The organism is Apibacter adventoris, from assembly GCF_002964975.1.
GTDB classification, from domain to species: Bacteria; Bacteroidota; Bacteroidia; order Flavobacteriales; family Weeksellaceae; genus Apibacter; species Apibacter adventoris.
In genome coordinates this window covers 17,401-30,831 of sequence record NZ_PSZM01000002.1, presented here as the reverse complement: position 1 = coordinate 30,831, position 13,431 = coordinate 17,401, and the positions used below count along the sequence as shown (strand labels likewise).

The window sequence follows — 13,431 nt, the reverse complement described above, 5'->3', positions numbered from 1 at the left end:
GCTAAATTAAATTTTTGTTAAAAATACAAAAGTCATACCAATTAATTACACAAATATCCGTTTAAAATTAGGACAAAATATAATTTATGGCAACAATTACATCTAGAAAAGAAGACTATAGCAAATGGTACAATGAATTAGTAATTAAAGCCGATATGGCTGAAAACTCAGGTGTTAGAGGATGTATGGTAATAAAACCCTACGGGTTTGCTATTTGGGAAAAAATGCAAAGACAACTAGATCAAATGTTTAAAGATACCGGTCATGAAAATGCATATTTCCCACTTTTTATTCCAAAATCTTACTTATCTAAAGAGGCAGATCATGTCGAAGGCTTTGCAAAGGAATGTGCTGTAGTCACCCACTATCGATTAAAAAATTCTGAAAACGGAAATGGTGTAATTGTAGATCCTGAAGCTAAACTTGAAGAAGAACTGATAGTTCGTCCTACTTCTGAAACCATTATATGGAATACTTATAAAAACTGGGTAAAATCATATAGAGATTTACCTATTCTGATTAATCAATGGGCAAACGTTGTACGTTGGGAAATGCGTACCCGCTTATTCTTACGAACTTCTGAATTTTTATGGCAGGAAGGACATACCGCACATGCTAATGAAAAAGAGGCTATTGAAGAAGCTGAAAGGATGTTGGAAGTTTATGCGGATTTCGTTGAAAACTTTATGGGTGTACCTGTTATAAAAGGTGTAAAATCTCCATCAGAAAGATTTGCCGGAGCTATAGAAACTTATTGTATAGAAGCTATGATGCAAGATGGTAAAGCTCTTCAGGCCGGAACCTCACATTTTCTTGGACAAAACTTTGCAAAGGCTTTTGATGTTAAATATCAATCTAAAGAAGGAAAACAAGAATTTGTATGGGCTACTTCTTGGGGGGTCTCTACGCGTTTAATAGGAGCTCTTATCATGTCTCATTCAGATGATAACGGTTTGGTTCTACCTCCTAATATAGCCCCTATACAAGTGGTTATTATTCCTATTCATAGGACTGATGAACAACTAGATGCTATTTCAAAAATAGCTAAAGATTTGAAAATTGAGCTTAATAAATTAGGCATTTCTGTTAAGTTTGATAACCGTACAGAATATAAACCCGGATGGAAATTTAATGAATACGAATTAAAAGGTGTCCCTGTACGCGTTACCATAGGTCCAAAAGATTTAGAGAATAATCAAGTAGAAATTGCACGTAGAGATACTTTAGAGAAATCTCTTGTTAATATAGAAGGACTGTCCGTTTATATAACAGAATTATTACAAGAGATACAAAATTCAATTTTTAAAAAAGCTAAAGAAAGAATGAATTCTTTAATAACTCCGGTAGATACTTATGAAGATTTTAAAAAAGTATTGGATGAAAAAGGAGGATTTGTATCGGCACATTGGGATGGATCTATAGAAGTGGAAGAAAAAATAAAAGCAGAAACTAAAGCTACCATTCGTTGTATCCCTTTTGATGCTGTTGAAGAAAACGGAGTTTGTATTTATTCTGGGAATCCTTCTAAAAAAAGAGTTTTATTTGCCCGTGCTTATTAAATTTATATAATATGGATACTCTATTTTCAGAATTATTCTAATCCAAACAAAATTTTTTTTATTCTATTTTTTAACTGAAAAAAAATAAAGTAATTAAAGCTAATATATTTTTAAATCTATCTTTTTAAACAAACTAGTTTAAAATATTTATTATGAAAATCTAGTATGTATAATTATTTTAGTGCTAAATTTCAAAAAAACACATTAGATATAATTCTTATCTATTCTCTACTACATATATTAATAATTGGAACTTAATAAATGTATAATCCAAAAGATATAATTGAATCATATTTACTTTAAAAAGACCAATTTATATTATATAAATTAGCTAAAAAACAAAACTTATGGAAACAAATAATTTTAATTATGTTATAATAAATGAAATAGATTTAAAAGATATTTTTGTATTATTAAAAAAATTGTTAATTATGTTTTCTAGTTTAGCTCATAAAGTCGTGATATAAATGTATTATATTATTTTTTAATCAATATATTCCTTAAATATCTTATATATAAGGTTAAGGTATTTTTTAAATAAGTCGTTCACTCTTATGAGTAAATATTTTCTAAATAAAAAATAAAATTTGAATCAATTCTTTTATAATATAGTCATTTATTTATTAGGTCTGGGAATGAACCTAGCTTCTCTTATTTCAGAAAAGGCTAAATTATGGGTAAAAGGAAGGAAAAACTTATTTATAAAAATTAAGAATAGTATTTCACCGAAAGACCAGGTGATTTGGATGCATGCAGCTTCTTTAGGGGAATATGAACAAGGGTTGCCAGTGTTTACTGCATTAAAAGAAAAATTTCCAACCTATAAATTTGTTCTCAGTTTTTTCTCCCCATCCGGATATGAAATAATTAAAGATCAATCCTGGGCTGATTTGGTCTTCTATTTACCTTTAGATACTAAAAAAAACGCAGAGAAATTAATCAAATATTTACATCCTGAACATGTGATTTTTGTAAAATATGATTTTTGGTTTAATTTACTTCAAGAATTATCAAAACATCATATTAATACTATTTTTATTTCTACTATATTTCGAAATAATCAAATTTTTTTTAAAACATATGGTAAATGGATAATTTCCATACTTCAAAAAGTTTCTCATTTTTTTGTCCAAAATGAAAATTCACAAAAATTACTAAATTCAATTGGTATTCCTCAAAATACTATATCAGGAGATACTCGTTTTGATCGTGTCAAAATGCTTTTATCGCAATCCATTCACTTAGAATGGTTAGAACAATTCAAGCAAAACAAAATTTTATTAGTAGCAGGAAGTACTTGGAAAGAAGATGACGATTTAATTGAAAAATTTATTCATAAAACGGACATTTTTGAAAACTTTAAAATTTTAATTGCCCCTCATAATATGAATTCAGAATATTTTCAGAAATTAAAAAAAGTGTTAAAAGTTCCTACACTTTTATTTTCTGAAATAGAAGGTAAAGATTTACAGTTTTATAATGTAATTATTTTGGATACGATTGGTATTCTTACACAGGTTTATTCTTATGCTGATATTGCTTATGTGGGTGGCGGCTTTGGTAAAGAGGGGGTACATAACGTTTTAGAACCTGCCATATTCCATACTCCGGTTATTTATGGTCCTATTTATCACAAATTTATAGAAGCTGAAGAATTAGTAAATAACGGAGGGGGAATAGTAATTCATTCCTCAAAAGATTTTAATACTATTTTGTATGAATTAATACAAAATGATCAAAAACGAAATGAGATAGGACAAAAAGCCCAAAAATATATTTTAAACAAGCCTAATTCTACTCAAATAATACTTCGTTATTTTAAATCTTAATAAAAATATATAAGTTACTAGATATTAAAGATTTTATTATGTAAAATCATTTACATAATTTATTCATTTATACATCTAAAATCAATTTTGATTTTTTTGCATCAATTTTAATAATATATTTCAGAAAAAATGTTTATAATAAAAAGCAGCTGATACAAATATACCTGCAGTTTCAGTTCGTAGTCTGCTTCTTCCTAAATCAATCCCCTTAACTTTGTGTTCATATAATTCCTCAATTTCTTTTTTAGAAAAATCTCCTTCCGGGCCTATCAATATTATAGGATCTAATACTTGATCTAATACTTGATTTAAAAAAACTTTTTCATATTCTTTATAACAATGGGCTACATATATATTTTGATTTATTTTCTGGTAAAATTCTTTTAATGGGGTAAATGGATTTATTATTGGGAAATGTAATTTTAAAGATTGCTTACATGCATTTTCTATCTGTTTTTGTATTTTATCAACTTTCAAAATTTTCCTTTCAGAATTTTTACATATAATAGGAGTAATTTCTGTAATTCCTAATTCTACAGATTTTTCTACAAAAAACTCAAATCTGTCTATATTTTTTGTAGGGGCAATAGCAATATGCAATTTATATTCTGATTTTGCTTCTTCATCAAACCTTTCTTGAATATCTACATCAATTTTTTTCCCAGATATGTTAATATTTCCTCTCACCAAATTTCCTTTGCCATCTGTTATATATATTTCCTCTCCGGCTGTCATTCTAAGAACGTTTAGTATATGATGTTGTTCTTCTTCTCTTAGTTTCACCTCATAAGAATTTATATCTCCTATAAATAATTTCATTGCATATATATTAAAATTATGTACAAATATAATTTTTAACTCTTTACTTTTTAAATTCGTATATCTTTTTACAAACCATTTTTTTATTATTTTTCTTAATATTCACAAAAAGTTTTAAGGCATTTTTAAGCTTTCATAGATTTTTAATCTGACTAAATATTTTACCATAATTAAAATATTGATTATTAGATAATTATTCTTGATTGTTAAATATACGTTAATTAATTTAGTGATTTTATTTTTTTATGAAATCCTAAATACCTTTGATATAAGAATTTTAAATGAAAACAAAATGAAAACAAAAATTTTAACTTTAGCTTTAACTGCTATATTTGGATTAGGTTTAATTAATGCACAAGAAGTAAATAAATCTAAACAAGAACCTACTAAAAAAGAAGTAAAAGCAACAAATTCAAAGCCTACTAAAAAGAAAAAAGCTTCTAGCAAAAAAGCTACTAGTGCAACTAAATCTAACGATAAATCAGCAAAAGCAATGTAATTTAAATTAGTTTTAGATTTTATAAATATAATAGCTCCACAAATGTGGAGCTATTATATTTATAAAAGACCTAATTCAAACTTGGCCTCTTCACTCATCATATCTTTATCCCAAGGAGGATCAAAAGTAATTTTAACTACTGCATCTGTAATTTCATCAATAGATTTTAGCTTTTCTTCTACTTCTATTGGTAAAGATTCTGCAACTGGACAATTGGGAGTAGTCAATGTCATCAGTATTTCTGCTTGTCCTTCTGTACTGATCTGCACATCGTATACTAATCCTAATTCATAAATATCCACAGGAATTTCAGGATCGTAAACTGTTTTTAATTTTTCAACAATTTTACTTCCTAAGTCTTCTATTTGTTTTTCAGTCAAAGACATAATTTTAACAGAATTCTTCGTAAGCCTGTTGTAAATTTTCAGCAATCATTTCTGCAGAATGACCTTCTATATGATGTCTTTCTAAAAAATGCACCAATTCACCATCTTTAAACAAAGCTATTGAAGGTGAGGAAGGAGGAAAAGGCACTAAATGTTCTCTTGCTGTTTTTACTGCTTCAATATCAAACCCAGCAAAGGTTGTGGTTAAAAATTCTGGTTTTTTACCTGCTCCTTCTATCGATAATATTACCCCTGGGCGTGCAGATCCTGCAGCACATCCACAAACAGAATTAATAATGAGTAGTGTAGTTCCCGGTTTATTGAGTGCTTCTGTTACTTTTTCAGAAGTATCTAAATCTATAAATCCTTTTTGGGTTAATTGTGCCTTCATAGGCATTACTACATCTTCTGGATACATAATTGAAATTATTTTTAATTAGACAAAATTAATTAATGTTTATCATTTAGACAAATAAGTCTATATTTGAAAAACTATTGATTAGTGCTATAGCAAGAATAATACAAATGCATTAATTTAACTATTTAAATTAATTATTATATTATTTATTTTATGAAATTTAGTTATACTAAAAATGAACATTTAAAAAATAAATCTCAAATAAAATTTTTATTTGAAAACGGTATATGGTGTAATAAATTTCCTTTAAAATTAATTTATTGCCCCACCAGTCATTTTCATTTATTTAACAATCATAAAATCGGTGTTTCTGTTTCTAAAAAACATTTTAAAAAGGCAGTAAAGAGAAATTATATTAAAAGAGTTTTAAGAGAATGTTATCGTTTGAATAAAGATATCTTTTATAAAACATTTCCAGATCCTCATTGGGTTATGATCATTTATGTGGGAAATGAAATTCTTCCTTTTTCAGAAATAGAAAAAAAATATTTACAATTACTAAAAAAAATTCCCCAATAAAAATATTATTTTAATTTGTTTTAGATGCAAGTAAACGAATTTGTTTTACAATGCAAACTACAATAACTCCAATAATAGCAACTAAACCTGAATATAAAAATTTATCATTGGGACTCGAAGTAATTCCAATACTATAATTAATTCTTGTAGCATTAAATATAATAACTGCAATAAAAAGAACTAACGTGATATTTAAAAAATATTTCATTTTATGTGTTTATAACAAATATAAGAAATTTACTTAATGTAAATTCAATTAGGTACTTTTTCTATTAATGAAGTAATGTTAGTTGTAAATAGTTTAATTGATATGGCCAATAATATAACTCCAAATACTTTTTTCATTACAGAAATGAATCCCTGACCTAATATTTGTTCTAATCTTCCACAATTTTTTAAAACTAAATAAACAACTATCATATTAAGTATTATGGCTAAAATAATATTTTCGGTATGATATTCTGCTTTTAAAGCCAATACTGTAGTGAGAGAACCAGCACCGGCAATTAAAGGAAAAGCTAATGGAACTATAGATGCAGATTTAGGTTCATCCATTTTATTGATTTCAATACCTAATATCATTTCTAGAGCAATAACAAACAAAACAAACGCTCCTGCTACTGCAAATGAAGGAACATCTATCCCAATTATTTTCAATAATTTTTCCCCTATAAAAAGAAAAGAGATTAGAATGACGCAAGCTACTAATGAGGTTTTTCTGGCTTGAATATATCCCACTTTATTTTTTATGGTAACAATAATTGGAATACTACCAATAATATCAATAATAGCAAATAAAACCATAAAACAGCTAATAATTTCTTGTATTGAGAAATGATAATGCATTTATTACTTGGACCTTGATTTAATTTGTAAAAATAATGAAAAGAAATATTAAAAAATATATGTATTTACATAAGTTTATTTATGAGTTTTTCTACTTTTAAATATACCTCATCTAAACAATCTTCTTCTGAAATGCTAGAATATCGTTCAATTTGTGATTTTAAGAGTAGATTTTTGTATTCATCTGAAAACTCATCTCCAAATTTATTAGCTAATTGTTCTTCTATTTCTGATGTTGTTAGAAATTGATCTTCTTTTAAATCTAAATTATTCCGAACTGCTTTCTGCAACAAGAATTCTACCAAATTATAAAATTCTTCTTTATTTTCATTTTTTTCTGCCATCTTCTTCAATGTAAACAGCCGGGAATTTAGATCGTCTTTATTTTGTTCTATTATATGAATGTTTTTAGGTGTATTTTCTTTATCCAGTTTTTCAAAATTTACATTTTTCTCTCCTTTTATTGATGTTTCTTTTTTCGTTTTACTATTATTTTTTATAAATCTCAAATAAATAATACAAATAATAATTATTATAACTATCGCCATTATGGCAAGTAATATCCAATCCAAAGTTTTTTGTTTTCCATCTAGAACATCAGACAGAGTATCACTAACTTTAATACTAGGTATAAAAGACAATGGATCTTTTATATTTTTATTTTTTAAAACACTGATACTATCCCTTTCTCCTTTCAAGCTATCTCCAGTGACAGTTAATATAACAGGATCTGGAATAATTTTTCTATACGTTCCCGTTTGAGGATCAAAATAACTAAATGGACTTACTTTTATAGTAAACTGTCCACCTCTATGAGGAACTAAAACAGTTGAAGAGTTTAATTTTCCAATAACTCCCTCTGATCCAGGATAAGATTCCATCTTTTCTTTTGGAGTAAATGATTCTATCCCTTCCGAAACAATTAAAGCTGGTGATTTTATTAACCCTATATTTCCGTTACCTGATACTTCAACATTAATAGTTGTAGATTCGTCTGCTTTTAAATGTGTTTTACTAGGAGTTATATTAATTTTATAGCTTCCTACTACTCCATAAAAATCTACAGGAGGATTTGCAGGCAATTTTTTTACCTGTAATGTTATGGGAGCTGATTTAATATTTACCTCTTGTTCATCAAAAAAACCACTAGGAACAGCTATTGTTAAAATAAATGGATTAATTACAATTACTCCTGGCTTTGATGGAAATATTACATAAGAACTTATAGTTCTTGAAAGATAGGTTTCCCCATTTATTATTTCTTGTTCATATGTATTATTCCTTTCTTTTATAGGTTGTACAAATAACCCCTGAAAATTTGGTGGAGTAAGGTTTGTAATACTATTTAATAGTTCCAAACGCTTTGTATAAAATTTTAATTTTGCAATTACACCTTCATTTTGGTACGGGTTTTTGTCTGATATTTTAAAAGCTAAAAATGTTTCTCCTATTTTGGCTGGAAATCCTTTTTCTTCATGGTTATTAGCATATCCTGATACTATTATAGTTAAAGGTTTAGTGGAATATACTTTTCCATTTATAATTACCGAAGCAGAACCTATTTTTATACTTCCCGATTTAACGGGCCTTAAACTTATTTCATTACCATATTCAATAGTAGAAATGCCATCTTCATAAGTCTGATTCTGAATTATTTGTTTCCCAATTACCTGTGTATTTGTAAATGCAGGCAATTTTATATTCCCTACATCCCTTACATCCTTTCCTTTTATTGTAAGAATAAATTGTATACGTATCGGTTCATCTATTCCTACCTCTTTTTTTTGGGGAATAGCTTGAAAGGATATTTGTGCTGATATTCCTATTACTCCTAAAAAAATAACATTTATAAGTAATACTATAATTTTCATTACCAATCTTTCCCCTTTATTGATTGAGATTGGGGAATTTTTTTATTTATAATTTTTTGTTGAGCCCTTTTTTCCTGTTCTTCCATAGAACCTAAAATACCTTCATAAAATTGTCTTTGTCCTTCTAAATCTTTTTCACTCTTACTCTTTTCGTCTGACTGGAGATTATTATTATTTATCTTTTGATTTCCTTGTCTCTGTCCGCCTCCTTGTCCTGATTTTTCATTGTCTCCATTTCCTCCAGATTTTCCTTGTTGATCATTTTCTTGTTGAGAACCTTGATTTTGTTGCTTATCTGGTTGATTTTCTTGTTGGGAATTATTTTTTTGGTTTTGTTTAGAATTTTTTTTGGAATTATCTTTTTTATTTTCCTTTTCTTCTTTGTCTTGATCTTTTAGTTTTTGTTTAGCTAATGCATAGTTATATCTTGCTTTATTATCTTTAGGATTTAATTTCAAAGCTTTTTTAAAAGCTTCAGCAGCCTGCTCATAATCTTTCTTTTTATAATAGCTATCTCCAATATTGAAATAGGCATCTGCTTCTTCTGATTTATTTGTTGCTAATTTAGTAGATTTTTTGTATTGTGAGATAGCTTCATCATATTTTTTCAATCGATACATTGCATTCCCTAAATTAAAGTTAGATTTATATGAATTTCCACCTTCTTGTATAGCTCTTAAATAATCAGCTGCTGCTTCATCATAGGATAATTTAAGATATTCTTTATTCCCTTTCACAAAATATTTCCTTGATTTTGATTCTTGAGAAAAAAGAGTGCATGATAAAAAAAGGATTAATATTAGTATTTTAATTTTATTAAACATCATAACAAATATACTAAGATTAAACGTTAAAATCTCTTTTATAATCTATTAAAGAAACCATAATTAATATAAATAATGCAGCTCCTACAAAAAATTGAAAATATTGTTTATTAGCATAACTATAACTGGTTGATTGTTCTTTTTTATGCAATAAAGATAATTCATTAAAAACCTGCTTAGACACTATATCTGTAGTATTACTTCCATAAAAGTAAGCCCCTTTAGTTAAAGACGCTAACCTTTTTAAAGATCCATCTTCCAAACGGGTTAATACTATGTCTCCATTTTCATCTTTTTTATATTCTGAATATCCATTTTCATAATTCATAGGAATTGGAGTTCCTTGTGATGTTCCTATTCCAATTGAAAATATAGTAATATCATTTTTTTTTGCAGTTTCTATAGCTTTATCTTCCTCTCCTTTATGCGTTTCTCCATCAGAAATCAAAACTATGGCTTTAGATGTATTACTAATATTAGACAACATATTGGAAGCTTCTAAAACCGCATCTGCAATATTAGTTCCTTGTGCTGTAATTAAATCTGTACTTATTCCGTTTAAATATAATTCTGCAGCTCCATAATCATTAGAAAGTGGCATTACGGAATAAGCTTGGCCTGCAAAGATTACAATGCCTACTCTATCTCCTCCTAGTTTTGAAATAATCTGATTAATAATTTTTTTAGCCTTTTCTATTCTAGAAGGTTTTATATCTTCTGCATTCATTGAATTAGAGACATCTATAACAAACACCATATCTATACCTTCTCTTTTTACTTCTTTTTTTTCTATTCCCCCCGTTAAATTCATCAGTCCTAAAACAAGTAAAATATAAATAATAATAACCCATATATTGGTTTTTATATACTTTGATAAATCTATATTCCCAAGAATTTTATTTTTTAAACCCGGATCAACAAAATGATCTATTTTTATTTTTTTCCAGTTATATAAATATAACATCCTCCATACTAAAAATGGTACGAGTAACAATAAAAATGCATATGATATTTTTTCAAACTCCCAATTCATTAAATTATTTCTTTATATTATGCTTCGGAAAACAAAACCTCTCAAGAATAACTCCAACAACAATAAAATTAAAGCCGGAACTAAAAACATTCTATATTTTTCAGTATAATTATAATATTTTAAATCATTAATATCTGATTTTTCTAATTGATTAATATTACTATAAATATCTTGCAAACTTTTTGTATCTATAGCTCTAAAGTACTCTCCTCCTGTTTGCTTTGCTATATACTTTAATAAATCTTCATCTATTTCAACTTTTTGCTTTTCGAAATATATTTTACCTGTATAGGGATCTTGACTGGACGGGAATAAAGCCCAATCATTGGTTCCTATACCAATAGTATAAACTTTAATCCCTTTTTGTGCAGCAATATCTGCAGCAATAGTAGGTTCTACAAATCCATCATTATTGACCCCATCGGTCATTAGAATAATAATTTTTGATTTTGCTTTACTGTTTTTAAGGTGATTTACTGCAGTAGCTAACCCTACTCCTATGGCGGTTCCTCCTTCTAGTGTTTGAGTTTTTAATTCACTTAACTGTTGGGTCAGTAAATTTCTATCTGTAGTTAAAGGTACTAAAGTAAGGGCTTCCCCCGAATAGGCTATCAGTCCAATTCTATCTATAGGTCTTTCATTTACGAAATTTATAGCTACTTGTTTTAAAGCAGTTAAACGATCGGGGTTTAAATCTTTAGCCAGCATACTGAGAGATATATCTACAGTTAGCATTATATCAATTCCTTTTTCACTTTCCAAAACCCGAGATACATCGATAACTCTTGGACGTGCAAACGCAAATATTAGTAAACCAATTATAAACAACCTTAACCAAAAAAGAATGGGCTGAAGAATACCTAATTTATTTCCGGATGTACCAAATGCTTTTACATTAGGAATAGAAATTACCTCTAACTTTACTTTTTTCCTGTATTTTAAAAATATGAATACTGGTATGAAAAGCAACAAAAGTAAAAACCAAGGATATTCAAATTCTAAATTAGTATTCATTTTTCTCCTTAAGATTTAAAAATTCCATCTTTGTATCGTTGATAAATTTTCTGGCCATTTCTGTATGGATACGCGTTTCTTGGACAGTAGGTCTTGATTTAGCAAATTTTGCTAAATCTGCTGAATGAAAAATTACAATTAAAGCTTCTTCTTCTTCACTATTTATAAATTTATTATTAATTAAATAACTTATTAGATCCTCAGTAATTAATTTGGAAGCAGGAAATTTCCAACGAAATTCCATATAGTCTTTTAGAATTACAATTAATTCTGAATAATATTTTTTACTTAAACCTCTATTTAAATAGTTACTTTTTTCAAGTTTATTAATTTTTTTAATAGCTAAAATACCTAGGTCCGAATTTTTCTTTCTCCAAGATCCCTTTCCTTTTTTTTCCAAATAATAAGAAATAATAACTATAATAAATATAATAATAAAAATAAGCCCTGCCAGCATATACATCCAGTACTGCTCTATGTAGTCTTTTATTGTTTTAGGCTCTGTTATAATTGGTCTAATGTCATATAATGGCTGTTTTAAACTATCTATAACCATTGAGTCTACAGTTATATGATATTCAGGAGAAAAATATTCTTTTGAATTTATTATTACTTTTTGTGGAGGAACTTTAAATTGTCCTAATTCATAGACAGAAAATGATATACTATCGGTATAAATACGAATCTTATCGTGAGTTAAAGTATCAATTTTTCTATTTAATAATTCCAAATGATATGTAAGAGTATCTTTAATATAAGGAAAAACTATGCGATCAGATTTATTCCCTTTTACTTCCAATTTTAGAATTATAGGTTCTCCATACTTAATTTTTGTAGCAGAAATTGAACATTTTAATTCTTGCGAATAAGCAAAAGTATATAAAAATAAAAAAGAAAATATGTAAACTATTTTTCTTTTCATTAATGATGTCCTTTAAAATAATTAAATAAAACTTTTATATAATCTCCTTGTGTAGGAATATTCAAAAAACCAGCTCCGTTTTTGGTAAATGTATTTTCCACACGGGTGACCAACATCGCATAATATTTAGAATACTCTTCTCTAATCTTTGAGGAAGAAGTATTAATCCACTGAATTTTTCCCGTTTCTAAATCTTTGAATTTTACTAATCCAATATTGGGAAATATTTTTTCAATATCATCATAAACCCTTATTCCTGTAATATCATGTTTTTTGGTAACAATACTCAAACTTCTTTCAAAGTTTGGAATATCAAAATCCGAAATTAAAAAAATGTTTGATTTTCTCTTTATTGTTTTTAGTAGAAAATCAAAAACAAGATTTAAATTAGTTTGAGCAGGTTTGGGTTCAGTTTCTAAAATTTCTTTTATCATCCTTACCACATGAGAATTCCCTTTTTTAGGTGGAATGAATGATTCTATTTTATCAGAATATAAAATTAAACCGACTTTGTCATTATTTTTTATGGCAGAAAATGCTAATGTAGCACTAATTTCGGCAACTGTATCATTTTTAAATTGTTTACGAGTACCAAAATTCATAGAAGCACTAATATCTATCAAAATCATAGATATCATTTCTCTTTCCTCTTCAAATATTTTCACAAATGGTTCATTAAAACGTGCGGTTTTATTCCAATCAATTTTTCTTACATCATCTCCATACTGATATTGACGTACTTCAGAAAAAGTCATTCCTACTCCTTTGAAAGAACTGTGATACTCACCTAAAAACAATGAATTTATTTTCCTTTTAGATTTAAATTCTATTAGCCTGACCTTTTTTAAAAGCTCTTCTGCTGTCAATTTTTTTTATTTTAAAAAATTAAATA

14 protein-coding genes are annotated in these 13,431 nt (G+C 27.4%); 4 read left to right on the top strand and 10 right to left on the bottom strand.

The window, feature by feature from the left end; genetic code table 11:
- Positions 1–86 precede the first annotated feature (86 nt).
- Together proS and C4S77_RS02150 are read left to right on the top strand one after the other, a co-directional pair.
- Complete coding sequence (proS, locus tag C4S77_RS02155; RefSeq protein ID WP_105245748.1) at positions 87–1,559, top strand: proline--tRNA ligase; 1,473 nt, start codon at positions 87–89, stop codon at positions 1,557–1,559.
- 587 nt (positions 1,560–2,146) lie between these two features.
- Positions 2,147–3,388 (top strand): 3-deoxy-D-manno-octulosonic acid transferase, encoded by a 1,242-nt coding sequence (locus C4S77_RS02150; RefSeq protein WP_260209338.1) that lies wholly within the window; start codon positions 2,147–2,149, stop codon positions 3,386–3,388.
- A 120-nt stretch (positions 3,389–3,508) separates the two neighbouring features.
- Here C4S77_RS02150 and C4S77_RS02145 read toward each other — a convergent pair whose 3' ends face one another.
- The gene (locus tag C4S77_RS02145; RefSeq protein ID WP_105245744.1) at positions 3,509–4,207 is read right to left on the bottom strand and encodes an RsmE family RNA methyltransferase; all 699 of its coding nucleotides are present in this window, start codon (positions 4,205–4,207) and stop codon (positions 3,509–3,511) included.
- A 292-nt stretch (positions 4,208–4,499) separates the two neighbouring features.
- On the opposite strand from C4S77_RS02145, the gene C4S77_RS02140 reads away from it, so the two are divergent.
- A complete protein-coding gene (locus C4S77_RS02140; protein WP_146106009.1) occupies positions 4,500–4,706 on the top strand; it encodes a hypothetical protein in 207 nt (68 codons plus the stop codon).
- A gap of 59 nt (positions 4,707–4,765) precedes the next feature.
- On the opposite strand, the gene C4S77_RS02135 is transcribed toward C4S77_RS02140, so the two are convergent.
- Together C4S77_RS02135 and C4S77_RS02130 are read right to left on the bottom strand one after the other, a co-directional pair.
- The gene (locus C4S77_RS02135) at positions 4,766–5,092 is read right to left on the bottom strand and encodes an iron-sulfur cluster assembly protein (protein WP_105194163.1); all 327 of its coding nucleotides are present in this window, start codon (positions 5,090–5,092) and stop codon (positions 4,766–4,768) included.
- A 4-nt stretch (positions 5,093–5,096) separates the two neighbouring features.
- A complete protein-coding gene (locus tag C4S77_RS02130) occupies positions 5,097–5,510 on the bottom strand; it encodes a BrxA/BrxB family bacilliredoxin (protein WP_105245740.1) in 414 nt (137 codons plus the stop codon).
- A 153-nt stretch (positions 5,511–5,663) separates the two neighbouring features.
- Between C4S77_RS02130 and rnpA the strand changes: the two genes are divergently transcribed.
- A complete protein-coding gene (gene rnpA, locus C4S77_RS02125; protein ID WP_105245738.1) occupies positions 5,664–6,029 on the top strand; it encodes a ribonuclease P protein component in 366 nt (121 codons plus the stop codon).
- Positions 6,030–6,281: 252 nt separating this feature from the next.
- On the opposite strand, the gene C4S77_RS02115 is transcribed toward rnpA, so the two are convergent.
- From C4S77_RS02115 to C4S77_RS02085, 7 genes are all read right to left on the bottom strand, one after another.
- Positions 6,282–6,875 carry a MarC family protein gene (locus C4S77_RS02115; RefSeq protein ID WP_105194167.1) on the bottom strand — a complete coding sequence of 198 codons (594 nt, stop codon included), beginning with the start codon at positions 6,873–6,875 and terminating at the stop codon, positions 6,282–6,284.
- Positions 6,876–6,940: 65 nt separating this feature from the next.
- A complete protein-coding gene (locus C4S77_RS02110; RefSeq protein ID WP_105245734.1) occupies positions 6,941–8,746 on the bottom strand; it encodes a BatD family protein in 1,806 nt (601 codons plus the stop codon).
- Entirely contained in the window at positions 8,746–9,483 is a 738-nt protein-coding gene (locus tag C4S77_RS02105; protein WP_181042776.1) for a tetratricopeptide repeat protein, read from the bottom strand. Before C4S77_RS02105 ends, C4S77_RS02110 begins: the two co-directional genes overlap by 1 nt.
- 106 nt (positions 9,484–9,589) lie before the next feature.
- Positions 9,590–10,603, bottom strand: coding sequence for a vWA domain-containing protein (locus C4S77_RS02100; RefSeq protein ID WP_105245730.1), 1,014 nt, complete (start codon positions 10,601–10,603; stop codon positions 9,590–9,592).
- 12 nt (positions 10,604–10,615) lie between these two features.
- The gene (locus C4S77_RS02095; RefSeq protein WP_105245728.1) at positions 10,616–11,617 is read right to left on the bottom strand and encodes a vWA domain-containing protein; all 1,002 of its coding nucleotides are present in this window, start codon (positions 11,615–11,617) and stop codon (positions 10,616–10,618) included.
- Positions 11,607–12,539 carry a BatD family protein gene (locus tag C4S77_RS02090; RefSeq protein WP_105245726.1) on the bottom strand — a complete coding sequence of 311 codons (933 nt, stop codon included), beginning with the start codon at positions 12,537–12,539 and terminating at the stop codon, positions 11,607–11,609. The genes C4S77_RS02095 and C4S77_RS02090 overlap by 11 nt, the downstream gene beginning before the upstream one ends.
- A complete protein-coding gene (locus tag C4S77_RS02085) occupies positions 12,539–13,405 on the bottom strand; it encodes a DUF58 domain-containing protein (protein WP_105245724.1) in 867 nt (288 codons plus the stop codon). Before C4S77_RS02085 ends, C4S77_RS02090 begins: the two co-directional genes overlap by 1 nt.
- Positions 13,406–13,431 lie beyond the last annotated feature (26 nt).